A 19,765-nucleotide genomic window follows, 5' to 3' on the forward strand; every position below is an offset into this window, starting at 1 on the left:
CCCGCAGATGCGGGGCTTTTTGTTGGTGAACTGATCGTTCCCACGCTCCGCGTGGGAATGCCGTCCCGGACGCTCCGCGTCCAGCACTGCAGGGACGCAGAGCGTCCCGAGATGCATTCCCACGCAGAGCGTGGAAACGATCAAGTGCAAATCCTACTGACGAAACGGCGCAAAATTCACATTGGTCCCCGCCGGTCGCATGTCCTGCAGGTACGAATCCTTGTCCGCACTCAATTCCAGGCTCAGCGCCGCCTTGCGTTTGCCTTCGTTGCGAATCACCAGGCCTTCGAGCTTTTCGCGCAGGAACACCGTGGGCACTTTCAGGTGCAGCAACTCATCGGTGGCCGGGGTGTGCAGCAGCAAGTGAATCCACTCGTACTGACCGATGGCCAGACGCGACACCGGCAGGTCGAACCACCAGATGTTGCGGTTACGGTTCAGTTCGGCGAAGTGGCAGTTGTTGGTGCCGAGCACGGCGCCGCCCAGTTCCTGGTTGCGACGGGCGATGGCCTGGGTTTTATTGAGCTTCATGACATTCCTGCGAATCGGTGTGCCGGGCGCGACGCCCGTAGGCTGAGCATTCTCGGGGCTACGCCGGCAAACATAAAGCGCAACCTGCGTGCCACGACGAAATGCCGGGAAAATAAATGAAACTTGGCGCAAAGCGAACCGGTCAATCGTTACGTAATGACTTTTCTTCCCTTTATGCTTCACGGAGAAACACCATGAGTAGCACAGGCGATAAAGTAAAAGGCATGGCCAACGAAGCCGTCGGCAATATCAAGCAAGGCGTCGGCAAAGCTACTGACAACGACAAGATGCGTGCGGAAGGCAAGGTTCAAGAGAAAAAAGGCGAAGCCCAGCAAGCGGTCGGCAACGCCAAGGACGCTGTGAAAAAGGGCGTCGACAAGGCGTAAGCGAGCCTTGAACGAATCACACGAGCGGCCATCCAAGGATGGCCGTTTCTGTATCAGAACCCTGCGGTCATCCGCCAAAGGCTCGTCAAACAGGCTACCTTGAGGTAAATAACGGCCCCTGAGTCGCCACGACTTCAACCTTTTGCGGCGCAAGGAGACGCGAATGATATTTCCGGACATGAAAGGTCTGCCCCTGCACCGGGTGATGGTGCGCACGGTCACTGAGTTCGTCGATGACGAAATGTCGACCTACGCCTCGGCACTGGCCTACCAGATGCTGTTCTCGCTGTTTCCGTTCATTCTCTTCCTGATCGCCCTGATCGGTTTCCTGCACCTGCCGGACTTTTTCTCCTGGCTGCGCCTGCAATCCGAACTGGTCCTGCCGCCGCAGGCGCTGGAACAGGTCAACCCGGTGATCGACCAGTTACAGCAATCCAAGGGTGGCCTGCTGTCCATCGGTATCGTGATCGCCCTGTACACCGCATCCGCCGGCGTGCGCCTGATGATGAGCGCAATGAACGCCGCTTACGACGTGGTCGAAGGCCGGCCGATCTGGAAGCGTTTCCCCTTGTCGATCGTCTACACCGTCGGCATCGCCGGCATGCTGCTGATTGCCGCCGCGCTGATGGTGCTCGGGCCGCAGGTGATGGGCTGGATTGCCGCACAAGTGGGGCTGGAAGACTTCATCGTCACGGTGTGGACGATTGCGCGCTGGCCGGTGATCGTGATTCTGATGATGGTCGCGGTGGCGCTGATCTATTACGTGATGCCCGACGTCAAACAGGACTTCCGCTTCATCACGCCAGGTTCGGTGCTGGCGGTAGTGGTGTGGATCCTCGCCTCGTTGGGGTTTGCCTTCTACGTGAAAACCTTCGCCAACTACAATGCGATGTATGGCAGCATCGGGGCGATCATCGTGCTCTTGCTGTATTTCTATATCTCCGCCGCGGTGCTGTTGCTCGGCGCGGAAATGAATGCGGTGATCGAGCACATGTCCGCCGAAGGCAAGGACAAGGGCGAAAAAGCCCCTGGCGAGCCCGACGAATCCACCAAACAACACGTCTCGGGCCTGGGCCGCGATCATTCGCTCAAGCCGGACACTGATGAAGCGCGACCATGATTCGTGAAATTCTGAAAATGGGTGATGAGCGCCTGCTGCGCATCGCCCCGCCGGTACCGCCGGAAATGTTCAACAGCGCCGAGCTTTGGCAACTGATCGACGACATGTTCCAGACCATGGAAAGCGTCGGCGGCGTTGGCCTCGCGGCGCCGCAGATCGGCGTCGACCTGCAACTGGTGATCTTCGGCTTCGAACACAGCGAGCGTTACCCGGATGCTGAAGCAGTGCCGCAGACGATCCTGATCAACCCGCTGATCACGCCGTTGAATCCGTTGATGGAAGAGGGTTTCGAAGGCTGCCTGTCGGTGCCGGGCCTGCGCGGCGCGGTGGATCGCTATCAGCAGATTCGCTACGAAGGCTTCGATCCGAAGGGCGAGCCGATCGTGCGCGTGGCCTCGGGGTTTCATGCGCGAGTGGTGCAGCATGAATGCGATCACCTGATCGGTCGGCTGTATCCGTCGCGGATTACCGATTTCAGCAAGTTCGGCTTTACCGAAGTGCTGTTCCCGGACCTTGATCCCAACGCTGACGACTGATTGTCAGAACACCATCAATCCCTGTGGGAGCGAGCCTGCTCGCGAATGCGGAGTATCAGAACCAGATTCGGCGCTGACACACCGCATTCGCGAGCAGGCTCGCTCCTACAGGGGAATTGCGTCAGGCTGCAGGATTGAGCCCCATCGCAATCATCGGCTTGCTCCGCGCATACCGCCTCAACCGCTCGGCCATTGCCTGCGGCAACGCGGGGTCGAACCTGAAGCCGCGCCGCTCATAAAACCCGCGCAGATCCGGATGGCAGAACAGCCACACCGGCTCGTTCACCTGAGCAACCGCCGCGGCCATCAACTGCGCAGCGACGCCCTGCTCACGACACTGCGGATCGACAAACAACCCCGTCAGCCAATGTCCGCCCGATACCGGACGCAGGCACAGCGCCGCTACAATCTCGCCGCGCCTTGCGACCCACAGCTGCGCCTCGCGCACGGCTTTCATCGACGATTGGTGGCTGCGGTAGAACTTGTTCATCAGCGGCCACAACGATTCGTCGAGCTGGCTGTAGTGGATGTCGGACATGGTTCGGACTGTCGGTTCGAAAAGCGCCGATTATAAAAGAACGCGCGGCTCGGGATAGGTGTATACCTGATCTCACATCCCTGTGAGTGGAGTACCGATCATGTCCAAAGGTATGGATTCAAAGAAAGCCGCGAAGAAGAAACCGGCCAAGACTGCGATTGAAAAACGCGCCGAGAAGAAAGCCAGGAAAGTCGACATTTTCGGCCATTGATCAACCCTTCGGAAGCCCGTCCCTCGGGCTTCCACGCCATCAAGAAAATAATCTGCAAGATTCCACCGCCTCGTTGCACAGAAGGGGACGATTCCCGTTCCGAGCAACGCCATGGCTTTTTACTTCGATGCCGAGCATCGCCAGCAGATCGAGACCCTGCGCCAGCGCTTCACCGCCCGCAGCGAATGGCCGACCTGGCTGTTGCTGATCGGTGTGTACGCCGGCTGGTTCGCCATCCTCCTCAACAGCGCCTGGCTGGGACGCGGCTTGAGCACGTTGCTGCTGATTCCGCTGCTGGTGTTGTGGTTGTCGCTGCAGCATGAACTGCTCCACGGCCATCCGACCCGCTCAACCCTCGTCAATAAAATCCTCGGCTACGCGCCTTTTGCCGTGTGGTATCCGTACACGCTGTATCGCGACAGCCACTTGCGCCATCACCGTGACGACGATCTGACGGTGCCCGGTGTCGATCCGGAAAGTCGCTACCTGACCTCTGCGAACTGGCAGGGCGGTTCGATGTTCGAGCGCAGCCTGCACCAGCTGAACAAGACGTTGCTGGGCCGCTTTGTGATCGGTGCGCCACTGGCGTTGACGGCGTTAGCACTGGAAGAGCTGCAGCGCTTGAGAAACGCTGATCCACAAGCCTGGCGGATGTGGCTGACCCACGGTTGCGTCACTCTGCCGATGCTGGGTTTCGTTGCTCGCTTCAGCATTCTGCCGGTGTGGCATTACCTGTTCCTGATCAGCGTGCCGGCGCTGTCGATCGCGATGATTCGTTCGTTTCACGAGCATCGACCGCATGTACATCCCGAGCAGCGCACCGTGCTCAACGAAGCCGGCTGGCCATGGCGCTGGCTGTTTCTCAATTTGAATTTCCATCTGGTGCATCACGACTTGCCGGGGCTGGCGTGGTACGACTTGCCCAGGGTTTACCGGATGCACCGGGAACGCTGGATCGCGCGCAGCGGCGGGTTTGTCTTGCGCGGTTATGGGCAGTTTTGGCGGCGCAATGGCTTAAGAGCGATCGACAGCCCAGAGCATCCATTTCATTAATCCTGACACGCCACAAAACCCTGTGGGAGCGAGCCTGCTCGCGAAAGCGGTGTATCAGTCCAAAATGATTCTTAATGGGACAAAGCCTTCGCGAGCAGGCTCGCTCCCACAGGGTATTTCACTGGAAAAGCTTCGATGACCCAACACCACGCCGAACTACTGATGTACCCAGCTCCCGAGCCCGTCCGCGTGGCCAACGAGCAGTGGCTGGCGCGCATCGTTGAACACCTGGGCCACAGCCGTCTCGATGCGACAAACCTGACACTGCCCGAACTGTGGTTATCACCCGATCTGCTGCTCACCCAGACCTGCGGCTATCCGCTGATGACCGCGTTGCGTGGCCGGGTGCGCGTCATCGGCCGGCCGCGCTATGAACTGCCTGACGCCAGTGGCGGCGAGCATTGCAGCCTGATCCTTGGCCGCGCCGCTGACCCGCGCTACGCGCTTGGCGACTTTCGTCACAGCCGGGGCGTGATCAACAGCGAAGATTCCAACAGCGGCATGAACCTGTTGCGCCAGCGTCTGGCGCCCCTGCAGGAAAACGGCCGGTTTTTCGCCCGTGTCGGCATCAGTGGCGGTCACCGCGAGAGCCTGCGCTGGCTGCGCGAAAACCTCGCCGACTTGGCCGCGATCGATAGCGTCACATTTGCTTATATCGCCCGCCACGCGCCGGACGAAGTCTGCGATTTGCGCGTGGTTGCGCGCAGTGCGTTGAGTCCGACACTGCCGTTCATTACCGCTGCCGGAGCCAGCGACGCGCAGGTCGGACGGCTGCTCCAAGTGATGAATGACTCTTTGCATGAATTGCCTGGTGTTGTGCAAACCTTGGGTTTGGCTGACATTCAGCCGGCAACGGAAAGCGACTATGACGTGTTGCTCGATTACCAGCGAGACGCTGAAGCGCAAGGCTACGGTCTGCTGCGCTAATTCACTAATCGAATATAAAAATAAGATTTAAATATTATTAACGCATAAGGCGCCTTGCTACGATCGCGCCACCGGAACACCGGACATTCAGCGACCCTAGCCCAGGAGCCCTTATGTCCGGGACCGATCATGCCCATCGTGACACCGTGGAACGCCTGTTCCGTGCACACCATCGCTGGCTCTGCCATTACCTGCGTCGACACCTGCGTGACGTGTCCGGCGCTGAAGACATCGCCGGCGAAACCTTCGCCCGTTTGCTCGAAGCCCCGTCGCTGACGGCCATTCGCGAACCTCGCGCCCTGCTGACGACGATTGCGCAGCGTCTGCTCTATCAGCACTGGCGCCGTGCGGATCTGCAGCGTCGCCATCTCGAGCAGTCCGACCCTGACGTCGCCGCTTCGCCTGAAGACCTCGCACAGTTCTCGCAGTCCCTCGAACGCCTTGACCTCAGCTTGCATCGCTTGCCGAGCAAGGTTCGTTCGACCTTCCTGCTGGCGCGTATCGATGGCCTGACCTACCCGCAAATCGCTGCCGAACTGGGCATCTCGCAACGTTCAGTCAGCGTGTACATGGCGCGTTCCCAAGCGCTGTGCGATCGCCACAGCGCCAATCAATTCCTGGAAGAAAAGAGGTCCGCATGAGATCGATCAAAACCCTGCTCGGCCGCACGCTGCTGGCGCTTAGCCTGAGCGTCGGCGCTGTTTCTGCGGCGGAGAAAACCGCACCCATCCACTTCGGCGATATCACGTGGGAGAGCGGCAGCTTCATCACCGAAGTGCTTCGCCTGATCGTTGAAAAAGGCTACGGCTATCCGACCGATACGATGCCCGGTAGCACCGTCAGCCTGGAGGCGGCGTTGGCAAAAAACGATATTCAGGTGATCGGCGAAGAGTGGGCGGGGCGCAGTCCGGCGTGGGTCAAGGCTGCCGCCGAGGGCAAGGTATTCGGCCTCGGCGACACGGTCAAAGGTGCTACCGAAGGCTGGTGGGTGCCGGAATATGTGATCAAGGGTGACCCCGAGCGCGGGATCCAGGCGCTGGCGCCGGAGCTGAAATCGGTCGCCGACCTGCCGCGCTACAAGGATGTCTTCCGCGATCCGGAAGACCCGGGCCGTGGACGCTTTCTCAACAGCCCGACCGGCTGGACTTCGGAAATCGTCAACAGCCAGAAGCTCAAGGCATATGGCTTGACTGACAGCTTCGTCAACTTCCGCACCGGTTCTGGCGCGGCGCTGGATGCCGAGGTGGGGTCGTCGTTCAAACGCGGCAAACCGGTGCTGTTCTATTACTGGTCGCCGACGCCGCTGCTCGGGCGTTTCAAACTGGTGAAACTCGAAGAGCCGCCGTTTGACGCCGAGGCGTGGAAGACCCTGGCCGACGCCAATAATCCGAATCCGAAGGGCACGCGTTCGATGCCGGCGAGCCTAGCGATCGGCGTGTCGGCACCGTTCAAGGCGCAGTACCCGGAGTTGGTCGCGTTCTTTGAAAAAGTCGATCTGCCGATTGATCTGCTTAACCAGACATTGGCGGGGATGAGTGAGAAACGTCTGCGGCCGAGGGCGGTGGCCGAGGCGTTTTTGCGTGATCAGCCGCAGGTGTGGACGGTTTGGGTGCCGGGGGAGGTGGCGGCCAAGGTGAATGGGAGTTTGTAGTTCTTTTCTGATGTTTTTGCGGTGCTTCTCATGACGTCTTCGCGAGCAAGCCCGCTCCCACATTTGGAATGCGTTCGAGCCTGCTCGCGAAAGCGTCTGCCTTGGTCACCAATCTCTTCGCGCTGAACCGTTTCTTGTGCAAAAAATGCCAGATACTGGCCGACTAATGGCCTTGCGCCCGACGTCGGGCTGGCTATAGTTGCAGGTAACTAACCATGTCGACCGTCATGCCAAGCGCGCCGACGGCACAGGCTGGTCCGTGATTCATGCTGCCAGAGTGCGCAACCCAAGGCACCGACACTGAACCAACAAGGAGCGTCACCTAAATGGAAGTTCTTCTACGCGTTAGGGCTGGCCCGCATGCGGGCTATCAAGAAAAGGATGTCTTGATCAGAGCGTCGCTGCACGAACCCTCCGATTGATCATCATTTATCACCTGACAACTTCCTCCTGTGGAGGACGGCGTGTGCCTGTTCTGTGGAACGTAGTGATGGATCTTGCAAGACCTGAACTTTCATCAAATCAAAAGAACGCGCGGAAGGTGATACGACCATGTTCAACCTACATCACAAGGCTGACCTGCGGGAAATCGAGCGTTTCAGCTGTGCGCTGACCGAGGCCAACGCGAAAATCGAAGCGATCAGCCGCTCGATGGCGATGATCGAGTTCACTCCGGACGGCATCGTTCTCGACGCCAACGAGAACTTCTGCAAGACCATGGGCTACAGCGCCGAAGAAGTGCGCGGCAAACACCATCGGATTTTCTGTGAAGAAAGCTTTTATCGCAGCGAGGACTACGCGAAGTTGTGGCGCGACCTGGCTCGTGGTGAACCGCTCAGCGGCACTTTTCTGCGCCTGAACAAGAGCGGCCGGGAGATCTGGCTTGAAGCCAGTTACATGCCGGTGTTCGGGCCCGACAAACAGGTCAGAAGTGTGATCAAAGTCGCGGCGGACATCACCGCGCGCATCAACAAAGAACATGAAGAAGAAGCCATGCTGGCGGCGATCGGTCGTTCCATGGCGGTGATCGAGTTCACTCCCGAAGGCCATGTCATCCGCGCTAACGACAACTTCCTGCAGACCATGCAGTACGCGCACCCTGAAATTGTCGGCCAGCACCACAGCCTGTTCTGTCACCGCGCCGAAGCTGAATCCGCGCAATACAAGGCGTTCTGGGCTTCACTCAATCGCGGCGAATATCACTCGCACCGTTTCGAGCGCAAGAACAAGTCCGGGCAGATGGTTTATCTGGAGGCTTCGTATAACCCGCTGTTCGACGCCAAGGGCCGCTTGTACAAAGTGGTCAAGTTCGCCAGTGACATCACCAAACAGATGACCACCCTGCAAAACGCCGCGGAATCGGCCCACAGCACCTCGGTACAAAACGACGCATGCGCGCAGAAAGGCTCACAAGTGGTGCAGCAAACCGTGCAGATCATCCAGGACATTTCCCGCGATCTGAACGAAGCGGCGGTGAGCATCGATGCGGTAAGCAAACAGTCGGACATCATCGGCAGCATCGTCCAGACCATTCGCGGCATTGCCGATCAGACTAATTTGCTGGCGCTCAACGCAGCGATCGAAGCGGCGCGGGCCGGTGAACATGGACGCGGTTTCGCGGTGGTTGCCGATGAGGTGCGCAGCCTCGCCGCACGGACCAGTCAGGCGACGGTGGAAATCGTCGACGTGGTGCGCAAGAACCATGACCTGTCGCTGAGCGCGGTATCCAGCATGCAGTCGAGCCTGAGCCGAACCGGGCTCGGCGTAGAACTGGCGAACGAGGCGGGTGAGGTGATTCTGGAGATTCAGCAGGGCTCGCGGCATGTGGTGGATGCGATCAGCCAGTTCAATGAGACGTTGCAACTCAATTAAGAATAAAAAGGGTCGATTCACGACCCTTTTTTTCAAGACTGCCGAGATGCTTGTTAAAGAGGTTTTTTACCGTCGTAAGTGCCTTTCAGTTGGAAGTTCCGACCGTCTGTGTCAGTGAGAATTGCATCGATCTCACCTACCTGTTGGGACTGATACCCACTGACCGTAACCTTGACGGTTCCGGTTGCGCTGAAAGTTTTTCCTTCCGCAGAGACGTATTCCAGCTTTGTCCCAGTAGCAGGATCCAAATTAAGGTTATGGAATTTATCCTCTAACGCTTCGCCATAAAAAATGGTAACGCTTGGAGGGCGGCCTTTCGTTGATGCAGCAAAGGCACCCAGTTCCATAGTGACGAAATCTGTTGTCCAATTCTCTACTTCTGTCGAGTCGATAGAACGTATGACGGAAAGTTTGCCTGTCGTGCTCATGATGAACTCCTGTTCGACTGATGTGCAGGAATCGATTTCCTGCACAGGTGCAGTGAACAGTGCTTTACCTTGTTTCGATACTGTCAAACCTGACAGGTCAGCGCCCTGATCCGACGAGTGGTTAGAAGCCGCTATCGACCTTTGATGCCATGCCGCACAGGCAAAAGCTCAATCTTAAATCAGCTTTTGCAGCGGTCATCTGCTGGCGTCAGGCGGCATAGGATGACCGGTACCACCTCAACGATGAGCAATGTTTTCCAGCGCCAGATTTCGCGTGCGCGGACCAAAGCCACCGATTGTCAACATCACGATCAGCATGCTGCAAACAATGAAAGCCAACACGCCCGGCGTGCCGAAATTATCCAGGAACATGCCGATCAGCAGACTGCTGAACACGGTCGACAAGCGACTGAACGAATAGCAGAACCCGACCGCGCGGGCGCGGATGTTGGTGGGGAACAGTTCGCTCTGGTAGGAGTGATAACTGAAGCTCAGCCAGGCGTTGCAGAAGGTGATCATCACGCCGCAGAAAATCAGCCCGAACGCGCTGGTCTGCAGGGCGAACAGGGTGCCGAAGGTCATCGCGCCAAGGGCCGAACCGACAATCTGCCATTTGTTTTCGAAGCGGTTGGCGAACTTCACAAACAGCAACGGCCCGAGCGGGTAGGCGAGGGTGATGATGAAGGCGTACATCAGACTGTGGGTGACGCTCACGCCTTGGCCCGAAAGCAGCGCCGGCAACCAGTTGCCGAAACCGAAGAAGCCGATCGCCTGAAAGATATGGAAGACGATCAGCATCAATGCGCGACGCCGGTAGGGCGGCTGCCAGATATCAGCGAAACGGCCCTTGCCTTCGACATCGACCGGCACCGGTTCTGGCATATCGAGCGCTTTGCCGTGGTCCTTGGCGCAGCGCGCTTCGAGGTCATCGAGAATGCGGTTGGCCTCATCGAAGCGACCATGCTGCGCCAGCCAGCGCGGCGATTCCGGCAAGCGCTTGCGCAGCCACCAGATGAACAGCGCAAACACTGCGCTGGCCAAAACCACCCAACGCCAGCCGGACACGCCGAATGGCGCTTGCGGCACCAGCCACCATGACATCAAAGCCACCGCCGGCACCGAGAGAAACTGCACGAAAAACGCAAAGGCAAACGCCGAGCTGCGCATGCGTTTGGGCACCAGTTCCGAGAGATAAGCGTCGATGGTCACCAGCTCGATACCGAGGCCGATGCCGACCAGAAAACGCATACCGATGATGCCCAGCGCCGAAGTCTGAATGCCCATCAGCACTGTCGCCGCCGTGTACCAGATCAGCGCGAAGGTAAAGATCGCCCGGCGACCGAAACGATCCGCCAGCGGACTGAGCAGGCTGGCGCCGAGGAACAGGCCGAGGAACGTCGCCGAGGCAAACGCCGCCTGATCAGAGAAACCGAACACGCCTTGCTTGCCCGTGGCGAACAAGCCGTCGCGAATCAGCCCAGGACTGATGTAGGCGGTCTGGAACAGATCGTAGAGTTCGAAAAATCCGCCGATCGACAGCAGCGCCACCAAACGCCAGAGGGTGGCGACGGCGGGCAGCCGATCGATGCGGGCGGAAATTTCGGCGGCGCGTACCGGGTCGATGCCATCACCAGGCGCGGCGGCGGGAGCGTGAGCAGTCATAAGCTGATCCATTTTTTATTGATGGAAAAGCTTAGCCTGCTATCGGTGTTTGCGGATTGTGAATGTCGGTGGTTTAACAGGTTGAACCGCTAATTTCTCGCAATATCTGCTTACGAATTAGCGATTTATGCCGCAGCGGCAGAATCCGGCAGCGCCGAGTTCGGCAGGCCGAAGATCCGGTCGAACAGCCAGTTGAACATGAATGTGTAGCACGGGATGAAGACGATCAGGGCCAGATCAAGCAGGAATGCCTGCACCAGACTGATGTTCATCCACCAGGCGATCAGCGGAATCAGAAACACGATCAGCGTCAATTGAAAGCCGACCGCATGGGCGATGCGCCGTTTCACTGTGCGGGTGCGCGAGACCTGGCGACTTTCCCAGCGTTCGAACAGCGAGGTGTAGATGAAATTCCAGGTCACGGCGATGCTGGTGATGATCACCGCCAGCGGCCCGGTGCTGCCCGGCGATGTACCCGACAACAACGCCAGACCGAGGGCCGAGAAGGTCATGCCGATCACCTCGTAGAGCGACACGTAGACCAGTTTGCGTTTCACGCCTTGCATGCAGATTTGCCTCTTTCTTGCCGAATGTTGACCAGCAGGGCTGGCGAAGGCGGCGAAAGATAGCTTCAATAGGCCTGACAGAAAAAGTTGGTAGCTTTCAGTTTTGTTGATAGGTGGGGCATTTGAATTTCAGTAGCGACAGCATTGAGTTGTTTCTCGCGGTGATCGAACGCGGCTCGTTCTCCGCTGCCGCGCGGCAATTGGGCAAGGTGCCGTCGGCGGTGAGCATGGGCATCGCCAATCTTGAAGCGGAACTTGGTTACCCGTTGTTCGACCGTAGCCATCGCGAGCCGCAACCCACGGCGATCGCGCAGTCGCTGGTGCCGCACGCGCGACTGATCGCCGAGCAGCTCAAGCAGCTGCAAGTGCACGCGGTGGAGTTGTCGCTGGGGCTGGAAAGCCGATTGTCGGTCGGCGTGGTTGCGGACATTGATCGACGCCGCTTGCTGGCAGCGATCAAGGTGATTGCCGAGCGGCATCCGTTGCTCGACATCGAAGTGCTGACTGCGCCACAGGATGATGTGCTGGCGATGTTGCACAGTGGCCGGATCAGCGTGTGCCTGGCCTTCGCTGGCTTGAGCGTGAATGCGCTGGAGCGTTTTCAGTTCGTCGGCAGCGAACGCATGATCGCCACGCTGGCGGCGGACAGTCCGTTGCTGCAAGGGCGCGATGTGTTTCTCGAAGACCTGGTGCGCGTGCGCCAGATCATCGTCGCCAGCCGCGACTTGCCGATCAGCGAGACGCGGCCGTTGGTGGCTGAATCCTACTGGCGCACGGACAATCTTGAGACGGCAATGGAAATGGTCGAAGCGGGATTGGGCTGGGGTAATTTCCCGCTGTCGGTGGTGCAGCCGTGGCTCGAGGCCGGGCGCTTGAAACGGCTGAATTTTCGCAACATCGAAAATGGCCTGGTGCTGCCGGTGCACGCGGTGTGGCTCAAGAGCCAGCCCTTGCAGAAGGGCGCGCAGGCCCTGGTGGACCTGCTCAGCCATTGAACTGGGTAGAGATCCCCTGTGGGAGCGGGCCTGCTCGCGAAGGCGTCGTGTCAGCTGCATCTATGCTGACTGACCCACCGCTTTCGCGAGCAGGCTCGCTCCCACAAGGGTTGTGTTGCAACTCAGCATTTGTGAAGGGTCAGGTACTCTCGCGCACCTTCAGCTCAAACCCCATATCCTCAACCGGCCGCGCCACTTTGTTGCCCGCCATCAACGTCAGCATCTGCTCCGCCGCGCGTCGGCCGATCGCCTCACGCGGGGTGTTGATGCTGCTCAGGCGCGGGACCATGTGTTCGGACATCGGCAAATCATTGAAACCGAGGATCGCCACCTGCTCGGGAATTTTGATGCCGTTACGCAACGCTTCCAGCAGCGCGCCCTGGGCAAGGTCATCGTTACCAAAAAAGATCGCATCGACGTCCGGATGCGCCGCCAGCAACTGCAAAAACAACTCTCCGCCCAAGCCCACCGATGAAGCACGTGGCGTCAGCACTTCCAGATCCGGGTCGTAGCGGCCCGCCTTCTGCAATGCTTTGCGGAAGCCCTCTCCGCGCAACAAGGTGCGCTGATCCAGCTGCGCGCCAATGTAGGCCAAGCGCTTGCGCCCGCGAGATAGCAGGTGTTCGGCGGCAGTTTCACCCGCGCTCAATTGCGAAAAGCCCACGCAATTGACCCCGGCGGCGCTGTCCAGCTCCATCATGTACACGCAGGGAATGTTGCTGACTTCAATCATTCGTCGCGAACTTTCCGTGCGATCAAAACCGGTCAGCAGAAACCCGCGTGGCTGATAGGCCATGTAGTTGCGCAGGAGGTTTTCTTCTTCATCGCGCGAGTAGTGGAAATTGCCGATCAGTACTTCGAAGCCTTTGGGCGTCAGCACCCGATGAATGGCTTCCAGCGTGTCGATGAACAGCAGGTTGGACAACGACGGCACCAGCACGACAACCGAATGGCTCTGCGCCGAGGCCAGCGCGCGGGCGGCCGGGTTGACGACGTAGTTGAGTTCGAGCGCGGCTTTCTGCACTTTTTCCACCAGTTCGGTGGCCACTGTGCTCACCCCGCGCAGGGCGCGGGAGGCGGTGATCGGGCTGACGCCGGCCAGGCGGGCTACTTCATTGAGGGTCGGACGGCCGGTGGTGCGGGTATTTTTATCGTTCTTGGGGGAGGTCATCGGGCGGCTTGCCAAACAAAAATCAAGGCACTAAGGTAGCGCTGTCCTGATGCAGCTGCAAATGCGTGAGCGCGATCCTGCCTGATCTGCGCGCTTTGGCGTCGGGAACGAACCTGCTGCAACCCAAAAAAACGACAAGAAGGCGTCGGCAACTTCTGCCTGTGCACTAGAGTCATAGCTAGCAAAGGTAGCGCTGTCTGCGCGCTGAGGTGTTATATGAGTCATCCCATCACCGCCCTGGTCATCATGGGCGTTGCCGGTTGCGGCAAGACGTGCGTCAGCCAGGCCCTGTGCCATTTGAGCGGCGCCACTGCCATTGAAGGCGATACTTTTCATCCGGCCGCGAACATCGAAAAGATGAGCGCGGGGATCCCCCTGAACGACGAAGACCGCGCCGGGTGGCTCGACAGCCTGTGCGATGAACTGCGTCGCGTCGACGCCCAAGGCCAGCGCCCGGTGTTGACCTGCTCGGCCCTTAAACACAGTTACCGCGAACGCCTGCGCAGCGCCTTGCCGGGCCTCGGTTTCGTGTTTCTTGAACTGACCCCGGAAGTCGCCGCCGAGCGTGTATCGCACCGCCCGGGCCACTTCATGCCGGCGACATTGATCGAAAGCCAGTTCGCCACCCTCGAATCGCCCAAGGGCGAGCCGCTGACCCTGCCGCTCAATGCCTCGATTCACAGCGTCGAAGAGCTGGCCCTGCAGGCTCACGTCTGGTGGCAGGCCAACGGTCTGAAACAGGCGGTATGAGTATGTTGAAAAAGACAGCGCTGTCCTCCCGACTTCTGTTCAACCCGCTTTAATAACAACAACAATCCAGGAGACACCCCCCATGTTTGGCATGTCCCACGAGACGTTCCTGCTGCTCGATGCGGTGGTCACGGTAATCGGCCTGATTATCCTGATCACCAAATTCAAGATTCACCCGTTCATCGCCCTGACCATCGCCGCCGCCTTCCTCGGCCTGACTTCCGGCATGCCGATCAACACCATCATCAAGGCGTTCCAGGACGGCTTTGGTGGCGTGCTCGGTTTCGTCGGCATCATCCTCGCCCTGGGCACCATGCTCGGCAAGATGATGGCCGAATCCGGCGGCGCCGATCAGATCGCCCAGACGCTGATTCGCGCCTTCGGCAAGGACAAAGTCCAGTGGGCAATGATGTTCGCCGCGTTCCTGGTGGGCATTCCGCTGTTCTTCGAAATCGGCTTCGTGCTCCTGATTCCGCTGGTGTTCATCGTCGCCCGTCGTACCGGTGTGTCGATCATCAAGATCGGTATCCCGCTGCTCGCCGGCCTCTCTGCGGTGCACGGTCTGGTGCCGCCGCACCCGGGCCCGCTGCTGGCCATCGGCGTATTCGGCGCTGATATCGGCAAGACCATTCTCTACGGTCTGATCGTCGCACTGCCTACGGCAATCATCGCCGGTCCGATCTTCGGTACCTTCATTGCCAAGCACATTCCCGGTCACCCGAATCAGGAACTGGTCGATCAACTGGCCCGTGAAAACGATTCGGCCAACCTGCCGAGCTTCAGCATCACCCTGGTCACCGTGCTGCTGCCGGTGTTCCTGATGTTGCTGAAAACCTTTGCTGACGTGGCACTGCCGGACGGTCATTTCTTCCGTATCTGGATGGACATGATCGGTCACCCGATCTCCGCACTGCTGCTGGCGTTGCTGCTGTCGCTGTACACCTTCGGTTACAAGCAGGGCATCGGTTCGCAACAGATGCTCAAATGGCTCGACGCAAGCCTGGCGCCTACCGCTGCGATCATTCTGATCATCGGTGCCGGCGGCGGCTTCAAGCAGATGCTGGTGACCAGCGGAGTGGGTGACGTGATCGGCCACATGGCGGTCAGCGCGCAGATCTCGCCGATCCTGCTGGCCTGGCTGGTGGCGGCGGTGATCCGCATTGCAACCGGTTCGGCGACTGTGGCGACCATCACTGGCGCTGGCATTGTGGTGCCGGTTGTCGGGATGATTCCGGGCGTCAACCGTGAGCTGCTGGTGCTGGCCACCGGCGCCGGCTCGCTGATTCTGTCCCACGTCAACGACGCCGGTTTCTGGCTGGTCAAGCAGTACTTCAACATGACCGTGGCCGAAACCTTCAAGACCTGGACCGCGATGGAAACCATTCTGTCGGTAGTGGGCCTGGGCTTTATCCTGCTGTTGTCGCTGTTCGTTTAAACGGCGTTTTGCAGGCACAAAAAAACCGCAGCGATGCGGTTTTTTTGTGGGTGGAGATATCAAGCCTGAGCACAAAACCCTTGTGGGAGCGAGCTTGCTCGCGAAAGCGGTGGTTCAGTCAGTATTGATGTGGCTGACACGACGCCTTCGCGAGCAAGCTCGCTCCCACAGGGATTAGTGTCAGCCGCCAGTTTTTGCGACTAACCCATCCGCGCGGAACATCCCGCGAATCCCGCGCACGGCCTGGCGAATGCGATCCTGGTTTTCGATCAGGGCAAAGCGCACGTGATCGTCGCCGTACTCACCGAAACCCACACCCGGCGAGACGCAGACCTTGGCTTCGGCCAGCAGTTTCTTGGCAAACTCCAGCGAACCCAGATGCGCATAGGCCTGGGGAATCTTCGCCCAGACGTACATCGAGGCCTTTGGATTCTCGACCATCCAGCCCAGCTCATGCAGACCCTTCACCAGCACGTTACGACGCTGGCGATACTGCTCGGCGATGTCGCGCACGCACTGTTGATCGCCTTCCAGCGCGGCAATCGCCGCCACTTGCAGCGGCGTGAAAGTGCCGTAGTCGTGATAGCTCTTGATCCGCGCCAGGGCGCTGACCAGTTCCGGGTTGCCGACCATGAAACCGATGCGCCAGCCGGCCATGTTGTAGCTCTTGGACAGGGTGAAAAACTCCACCGCAATGTCCTTGGCCCCCGGCACCTGCATGATCGACGGGGCTTTCCAGCCGTCGTAAACGATGTCGGCGTAAGCCAGATCGTGCACCACCAGAACGTCGTACTGCTTGGCGAGGGCGATCACCCGTTCGAAGAAATCCAGCTCCACGCACTGCGCGGTCGGGTTCGACGGGAAGCCGAGGATCATCATTTTCGGCTTGGGGATCGAACCGCGAATCGCCCGCTCCAGCTCATCGAAGAAATCCACCCCCGGCACCAGCGGCACCGAACGCACTTGAGCGCCGGCAATCACCGCGCCGTAGATGTGGATCGGGTAGCTCGGGTTCGGCACCAGCACCGTGTCGCCCTGATCCAGGGTGGCCAGCATCAAATGCGCCAGGCCTTCCTTGGAACCGATGGTGACAATGGCTTCGCTTTCCGGGTCGATATCGACTTCGTAGCGCTGCTTGTACCAGTTGGAAATTGCCCGGCGCAGGCGCGGTATGCCTTTGGACGTCGAGTAACCGTGGGTGTCCTCACGTTGGGCGACCTGCACCAGTTTTTCGACAATGTGCGGCGGCGTGGCGCCGTCGGGATTGCCCATGCTCAGGTCGATGATGTCTTCACCACGGCGGCGAGCGGCCATTTTCAGCTCGGCGGTGATGTTGAAAACGTAAGGGGGGAGTCGATCTATGCGCGCAAAGCGGCGCGGCGAACCTTGTTCGGCCATTGTTGCCTCGGATAACGTAAGCGCCCGGAACCGTCCGAGCGACGCTGGTCACTGCGGTGACCTGTGGCGGAAGATAAGGGCAGTGATGGCATACTGTCCAGCGCGCTTGTAAACATTTTTTTCAAGGAAAATCGGTCAATGGAATTCACCAGCGGCTTCTTGCTGAGCCTTTCGCTGTGCCTGGATATCGGCGTGGCCAACATCGCGATGATCACCCTGGCCATGCAGCGCGGCTACTTTCAGGGCTTCGCACTGGGCCTGGGCACCTGCGTCGGCGATCTGATCTATGCGGTGCTGGCCTTGGCCGGCATGACCGTCCTGCTGCAGTACGAAACCGTGCGATGGGTGCTATGGATTGGCGGTTCGGCGCTGCTGATCTATTTCGCGGCGAAGATGATTTACTCGGCGATTCACCACGAAGCGCTGCTGGCGGAAACGGCGGAAGTGGGGCAGAACTCGCATCGCAAGGAATTCTTTCGCGGCATCTTCCTCGCCATGTCGTCGCCCAGTGCGATTCTGTGGTTTGCTGCGGTTGGCGGCACGTTGATTGCCCGGTCCGGTGGTGGCGGCCCGTTGAGTTCGGCGCTGTTTCTCGGCGGTTTCCTCTGCGCCGGGCTGGTGTGGTCGGCCGGTCTGTGCTTCGCGGCGAGCCATGGCGGCAAGCTGCTGGGCGACAAGCTTTTGCGCTACTCTTATCTGGCATCGGCGGCGATCTTCTGCTATTTCGCGGTGTACGTGATCGTTTCCGGCTACAACGAGTTTGTCGGCTCGGGCGCCGTCGAGCAGTTGCATTCGCTGTAAACGTGCGAAACGGGTCGGGCTTTCTATACTCCCAGCCGAACCCACTTTTCCGTTCTGAGGAGTCGCGTCATGGATGAACAGAAACGCGTCGAAATAGCCGAACCTCGCTTCGAACATGGGCAATTTCTGCTGATTGCCGGCTTCGGCGGGCGATTCACTCAGCAAACCACCGAAAACATTCCCGCGTTGTGGGAAAAACTGATCCCGCACTTGGGAAAAATCCCCGCGCAAGTCAACGAAGTGACCTACGGCGTTTGCTGCAACGCGGACGGCGAGGGCGGTTTCGAATACATCGCCGGCGTGCAGATCGACAAGCTCGATGAGCTGCCGGAAAAGTACCGCTGGGTTGAAATCCAGCCGCAGCAATATGCGGTGTTCGAGCACAAAGGGCCACTGACGCAACTCCCCGACACCTTCCAGTACATCTGGAACACCTGGCTGCCGCAGTCCGCTTACGAAGCGGCGGACGCCCCGGAATTCGAGCGCTACAGCGAGGATTACAACCCGAAACTCAATACCGGCACCCTGGAAATCTGGCTGCCGATCAAGGCGTGAGCGGCGTAACAATCGAGGCGGAGCATGTCCGCCCCGGTGGTTGTGCTTTATGCTGGCGGGCCTTGTTTCCATAGATTTTTGAGCTGCCATGAACACCGTGATCCGCAACGTCAGCGCTGCCGACCTGGACCGCTGCTACGCCATCGAAACCGTCGCCTACGAAGGCGACGAAGCCGCAACTCGCGAGAAGATCGCCACGCGCATCGCCACTTGGCCGGACGGCTTTATCGTCGCCGAGGTCGACGGCGTGGTCGCCGGTTTCATCAATTCCGGCGCGGCGTTCGACGTGCAGATGTCCGACGAGGCCTTCAAGGAACTGATCGGCCACGACCCGAAAGGCCCGAACGTGGTGATCATGTCGGTGGTGGTACACCCGGATTACCAAGGGCAGGGCCTGGCCAAGCGCCTGCTCGCCGAATTCATCGAGCGCATGCGCGGGATGCAGAAAGCGACGATTCACTTGATGTGCAAAGAGCAACACATTGCGCTGTATGCCGGGTTCGGTTTTGCCTACATCAAACCGTCCGAGTCCGACCACGGCGGCATGGCGTGGCACGAGATGATCCTGACCCTCTGAAGCCAACACCTATCGAAACTGCCTGATCGTTCCCACGCGGAGCGTGGGAACGATCAGGGGATACTCAGAAGAACAGGCCCATCCGCCGCTCGTACCCAATCCGGCCCTTGTACGCTTCGCCGCTGTCGACATAGCCATGTCTGGCATACAGCGCAATCGCCGCCTCATTGTCGGCGTCCACCGACAATTCCAGTCCCTTGATCTCCGGCCACGCCTCGCGCGCGACTGCGGGGAGCGCTTGCAGGCAAGCCTTGCCGTAGCCCTTGCCCTGCGCACGCCGATCGACCTGCAGCGCATGCAACGTGGCGCTGTGCTCGTCGGCCCAGGCGGGCAATACCGGCGGGCGCTTGAGCAGCAGAAATGCCACCGGCACGTCGTCCGCCAGCAGGGCGAAACCCTTGACGCCGGGGCCGGGTTTCGACAGCAGGGTGTGCAGGGCACCGTGGATATCACCGGAGAACTTGATCTGCTCGGGGTGGATTTCAATCGCCGCGACTTGCTCACGCTGCAAAGGGCTGAGGCTGTCGTACGGCACGAGTTGGGATGACAAGGGAATTTCCTTTTTCCTACAAGGAGTGAGCCTCGGATTCTAGCGAGATTGT

Annotated in this window: 21 protein-coding genes and 2 pseudogenes; 15 read left to right on the forward strand and 8 right to left on the reverse strand. The window is 59.3% G+C overall.

Features of this window, described 5'->3' with window-relative positions:
* Positions 1-153: 153 nt before the first annotated feature.
* The gene (locus ACMYUN_RS21575; protein WP_016775519.1) at positions 154-531 is read right to left on the reverse strand and encodes a hypothetical protein; all 378 of its coding nucleotides are present in this window, start codon (positions 529-531) and stop codon (positions 154-156) included.
* Positions 532-725: 194 nt separating this feature from the next.
* On the opposite strand from ACMYUN_RS21575, the gene ACMYUN_RS21580 reads away from it, so the two are divergent.
* The 3 genes from ACMYUN_RS21580 (at position 726) to def (ending at position 2,573) form a co-directional block, all read left to right on the forward strand.
* Entirely contained in the window at positions 726-917 is a 192-nt protein-coding gene (locus ACMYUN_RS21580; RefSeq protein WP_016775518.1) for a CsbD family protein, read from the forward strand.
* Positions 918-1,080: 163 nt separating this feature from the next.
* Positions 1,081-2,037, forward strand: a complete 957-nt coding sequence (locus ACMYUN_RS21585; protein ID WP_123443670.1) for a YihY/virulence factor BrkB family protein — start codon at positions 1,081-1,083, stop codon at positions 2,035-2,037.
* Complete coding sequence (gene def, locus ACMYUN_RS21590) at positions 2,034-2,573, forward strand: peptide deformylase (protein WP_039758091.1); 540 nt, start codon at positions 2,034-2,036, stop codon at positions 2,571-2,573. Before ACMYUN_RS21585 ends, def begins: the two co-directional genes overlap by 4 nt.
* Before the next feature lie 121 nt (positions 2,574-2,694).
* Here def and ACMYUN_RS21595 read toward each other — a convergent pair whose 3' ends face one another.
* The gene (locus ACMYUN_RS21595; protein WP_415761719.1) at positions 2,695-3,111 is read right to left on the reverse strand and encodes a GNAT family N-acetyltransferase; all 417 of its coding nucleotides are present in this window, start codon (positions 3,109-3,111) and stop codon (positions 2,695-2,697) included.
* 322 nt (positions 3,112-3,433) lie between these two features.
* Between ACMYUN_RS21595 and ACMYUN_RS21600 the strand changes: the two genes are divergently transcribed.
* The 6 genes and pseudogenes from ACMYUN_RS21600 to ACMYUN_RS21625 form a co-directional block, all read left to right on the forward strand.
* Complete coding sequence (locus tag ACMYUN_RS21600) at positions 3,434-4,375, forward strand: fatty acid desaturase (protein WP_415761720.1); 942 nt, start codon at positions 3,434-3,436, stop codon at positions 4,373-4,375.
* 135 nt (positions 4,376-4,510) lie between these two features.
* Positions 4,511-5,302, forward strand: coding sequence for a phosphate/phosphite/phosphonate ABC transporter substrate-binding protein (locus ACMYUN_RS21605; protein ID WP_415761721.1), 792 nt, complete (start codon positions 4,511-4,513; stop codon positions 5,300-5,302).
* Positions 5,303-5,415: 113 nt separating this feature from the next.
* The gene (locus ACMYUN_RS21610; RefSeq protein ID WP_415761722.1) at positions 5,416-5,943 is read left to right on the forward strand and encodes a sigma-70 family RNA polymerase sigma factor; all 528 of its coding nucleotides are present in this window, start codon (positions 5,416-5,418) and stop codon (positions 5,941-5,943) included.
* Positions 5,940-6,953, forward strand: a complete 1,014-nt coding sequence (locus ACMYUN_RS21615) for an ABC transporter substrate-binding protein (protein WP_415761723.1) — start codon at positions 5,940-5,942, stop codon at positions 6,951-6,953. The genes ACMYUN_RS21610 and ACMYUN_RS21615 overlap by 4 nt, the downstream gene beginning before the upstream one ends.
* A gap of 657 nt (positions 6,954-7,610) precedes the next feature.
* Positions 7,611-8,234 (forward strand): annotated as a pseudogene (locus ACMYUN_RS21620) (PAS domain-containing protein); the annotation flags it as partial.
* A 165-nt stretch (positions 8,235-8,399) separates the two neighbouring features.
* Positions 8,400-8,825 (forward strand): annotated as a pseudogene (locus tag ACMYUN_RS21625) (methyl-accepting chemotaxis protein); the annotation flags it as partial.
* A 53-nt stretch (positions 8,826-8,878) separates the two neighbouring features.
* Here ACMYUN_RS21625 and ACMYUN_RS21630 read toward each other — a convergent pair.
* The 3 genes from ACMYUN_RS21630 to ACMYUN_RS21640 all read right to left on the reverse strand — a co-directional run bounded on the left by ACMYUN_RS21630 (position 8,879) and on the right by ACMYUN_RS21640 (position 11,481).
* Positions 8,879-9,253: a hypothetical protein gene (locus ACMYUN_RS21630; protein WP_415761724.1), complete on the reverse strand. Its 375-nt coding sequence runs from the start codon at positions 9,251-9,253 to the stop codon at positions 8,879-8,881.
* 237 nt (positions 9,254-9,490) lie between these two features.
* Positions 9,491-10,915 (reverse strand): MFS transporter, encoded by a 1,425-nt coding sequence (locus ACMYUN_RS21635; protein ID WP_415761725.1) that lies wholly within the window; start codon positions 10,913-10,915, stop codon positions 9,491-9,493.
* A 125-nt stretch (positions 10,916-11,040) separates the two neighbouring features.
* Complete coding sequence (locus tag ACMYUN_RS21640; protein ID WP_129997476.1) at positions 11,041-11,481, reverse strand: PACE efflux transporter; 441 nt, start codon at positions 11,479-11,481, stop codon at positions 11,041-11,043.
* Between the two features lie 122 nt (positions 11,482-11,603).
* Between ACMYUN_RS21640 and ACMYUN_RS21645 the strand changes: the two genes are divergently transcribed.
* Positions 11,604-12,476: a LysR family transcriptional regulator gene (locus ACMYUN_RS21645; RefSeq protein ID WP_415761726.1), complete on the forward strand. Its 873-nt coding sequence runs from the start codon at positions 11,604-11,606 to the stop codon at positions 12,474-12,476.
* A 139-nt stretch (positions 12,477-12,615) separates the two neighbouring features.
* Here ACMYUN_RS21645 and ACMYUN_RS21650 read toward each other — a convergent pair whose 3' ends face one another.
* A complete protein-coding gene (locus tag ACMYUN_RS21650; RefSeq protein ID WP_415761727.1) occupies positions 12,616-13,647 on the reverse strand; it encodes a LacI family DNA-binding transcriptional regulator in 1,032 nt (343 codons plus the stop codon).
* Between the two features lie 216 nt (positions 13,648-13,863).
* On the opposite strand from ACMYUN_RS21650, the gene ACMYUN_RS21655 reads away from it, so the two are divergent.
* Both ACMYUN_RS21655 and ACMYUN_RS21660 read left to right on the forward strand, forming a co-directional pair.
* A complete protein-coding gene (locus ACMYUN_RS21655; RefSeq protein WP_039758072.1) occupies positions 13,864-14,397 on the forward strand; it encodes a gluconokinase in 534 nt (177 codons plus the stop codon).
* An 82-nt stretch (positions 14,398-14,479) separates the two neighbouring features.
* Positions 14,480-15,832, forward strand: coding sequence for a GntP family permease (locus ACMYUN_RS21660; protein ID WP_129997473.1), 1,353 nt, complete (start codon positions 14,480-14,482; stop codon positions 15,830-15,832).
* A 180-nt stretch (positions 15,833-16,012) separates the two neighbouring features.
* Here ACMYUN_RS21660 and alaC read toward each other — a convergent pair whose 3' ends face one another.
* Positions 16,013-17,230 carry an alanine transaminase gene (gene alaC / locus ACMYUN_RS21665; protein WP_415761728.1) on the reverse strand — a complete coding sequence of 406 codons (1,218 nt, stop codon included), beginning with the start codon at positions 17,228-17,230 and terminating at the stop codon, positions 16,013-16,015.
* 138 nt (positions 17,231-17,368) lie between these two features.
* On the opposite strand from alaC, the gene ACMYUN_RS21670 reads away from it, so the two are divergent.
* The 3 genes from ACMYUN_RS21670 to ACMYUN_RS21680 all read left to right on the forward strand — a co-directional run bounded on the left by ACMYUN_RS21670 (position 17,369) and on the right by ACMYUN_RS21680 (position 19,163).
* Positions 17,369-18,031, forward strand: coding sequence for a LysE family translocator (locus tag ACMYUN_RS21670; RefSeq protein ID WP_415761729.1), 663 nt, complete (start codon positions 17,369-17,371; stop codon positions 18,029-18,031).
* Positions 18,032-18,100: 69 nt separating this feature from the next.
* Complete coding sequence (locus tag ACMYUN_RS21675) at positions 18,101-18,586, forward strand: GyrI-like domain-containing protein (RefSeq protein WP_415761730.1); 486 nt, start codon at positions 18,101-18,103, stop codon at positions 18,584-18,586.
* 88 nt (positions 18,587-18,674) lie between these two features.
* Positions 18,675-19,163 (forward strand): GNAT family N-acetyltransferase, encoded by a 489-nt coding sequence (locus tag ACMYUN_RS21680; protein ID WP_415761731.1) that lies wholly within the window; start codon positions 18,675-18,677, stop codon positions 19,161-19,163.
* Positions 19,164-19,227: 64 nt separating this feature from the next.
* Here ACMYUN_RS21680 and ACMYUN_RS21685 read toward each other — a convergent pair whose 3' ends face one another.
* Complete coding sequence (locus tag ACMYUN_RS21685) at positions 19,228-19,713, reverse strand: GNAT family N-acetyltransferase (protein ID WP_415761733.1); 486 nt, start codon at positions 19,711-19,713, stop codon at positions 19,228-19,230.
* Positions 19,714-19,765 lie beyond the last annotated feature (52 nt).

This window comes from Pseudomonas sp. CP4, assembly GCF_047758505.1.
Classification (GTDB): Bacteria; Pseudomonadota; Gammaproteobacteria; order Pseudomonadales; family Pseudomonadaceae; genus Aquipseudomonas; species Aquipseudomonas fluorescens_AO.

What these genes read in the sequence shown, in the direction of transcription:
- ACMYUN_RS21575 (WP_016775519.1), bottom strand. Translation starts at nt 531, where the DNA reads ATGAAGCTCAATAAAACCCAGGCCATCGCCCGTCGCAACCAGGAACTG.
- ACMYUN_RS21580 (WP_016775518.1), top strand. Translation starts at nt 726, where the DNA reads ATGAGTAGCACAGGCGATAAAGTAAAAGGCATGGCCAACGAAGCCGTC.
- ACMYUN_RS21585 (WP_123443670.1), top strand. Translation starts at nt 1,081, where the DNA reads ATGATATTTCCGGACATGAAAGGTCTGCCCCTGCACCGGGTGATGGTG.
- def (WP_039758091.1), top strand. Translation starts at nt 2,034, where the DNA reads ATGATTCGTGAAATTCTGAAAATGGGTGATGAGCGCCTGCTGCGCATC.
- ACMYUN_RS21595 (WP_415761719.1), bottom strand. Translation starts at nt 3,111, where the DNA reads ATGTCCGACATCCACTACAGCCAGCTCGACGAATCGTTGTGGCCGCTG.
- ACMYUN_RS21600 (WP_415761720.1), top strand. Translation starts at nt 3,434, where the DNA reads ATGGCTTTTTACTTCGATGCCGAGCATCGCCAGCAGATCGAGACCCTG.
- ACMYUN_RS21605 (WP_415761721.1), top strand. Translation starts at nt 4,511, where the DNA reads ATGACCCAACACCACGCCGAACTACTGATGTACCCAGCTCCCGAGCCC.
- ACMYUN_RS21610 (WP_415761722.1), top strand. Translation starts at nt 5,416, where the DNA reads ATGTCCGGGACCGATCATGCCCATCGTGACACCGTGGAACGCCTGTTC.
- ACMYUN_RS21615 (WP_415761723.1), top strand. Translation starts at nt 5,940, where the DNA reads ATGAGATCGATCAAAACCCTGCTCGGCCGCACGCTGCTGGCGCTTAGC.
- ACMYUN_RS21630 (WP_415761724.1), bottom strand. Translation starts at nt 9,253, where the DNA reads ATGAGCACGACAGGCAAACTTTCCGTCATACGTTCTATCGACTCGACA.
- ACMYUN_RS21635 (WP_415761725.1), bottom strand. Translation starts at nt 10,915, where the DNA reads ATGACTGCTCACGCTCCCGCCGCCGCGCCTGGTGATGGCATCGACCCG.
- ACMYUN_RS21640 (WP_129997476.1), bottom strand. Translation starts at nt 11,481, where the DNA reads ATGCAAGGCGTGAAACGCAAACTGGTCTACGTGTCGCTCTACGAGGTG.
- ACMYUN_RS21650 (WP_415761727.1), bottom strand. Translation starts at nt 13,647, where the DNA reads ATGACCTCCCCCAAGAACGATAAAAATACCCGCACCACCGGCCGTCCG.
- ACMYUN_RS21655 (WP_039758072.1), top strand. Translation starts at nt 13,864, where the DNA reads ATGAGTCATCCCATCACCGCCCTGGTCATCATGGGCGTTGCCGGTTGC.
- ACMYUN_RS21660 (WP_129997473.1), top strand. Translation starts at nt 14,480, where the DNA reads ATGTTTGGCATGTCCCACGAGACGTTCCTGCTGCTCGATGCGGTGGTC.
- alaC (WP_415761728.1), bottom strand. Translation starts at nt 17,230, where the DNA reads ATGGCCGAACAAGGTTCGCCGCGCCGCTTTGCGCGCATAGATCGACTC.
- ACMYUN_RS21670 (WP_415761729.1), top strand. Translation starts at nt 17,369, where the DNA reads ATGGAATTCACCAGCGGCTTCTTGCTGAGCCTTTCGCTGTGCCTGGAT.
- ACMYUN_RS21675 (WP_415761730.1), top strand. Translation starts at nt 18,101, where the DNA reads ATGGATGAACAGAAACGCGTCGAAATAGCCGAACCTCGCTTCGAACAT.
- ACMYUN_RS21680 (WP_415761731.1), top strand. Translation starts at nt 18,675, where the DNA reads ATGAACACCGTGATCCGCAACGTCAGCGCTGCCGACCTGGACCGCTGC.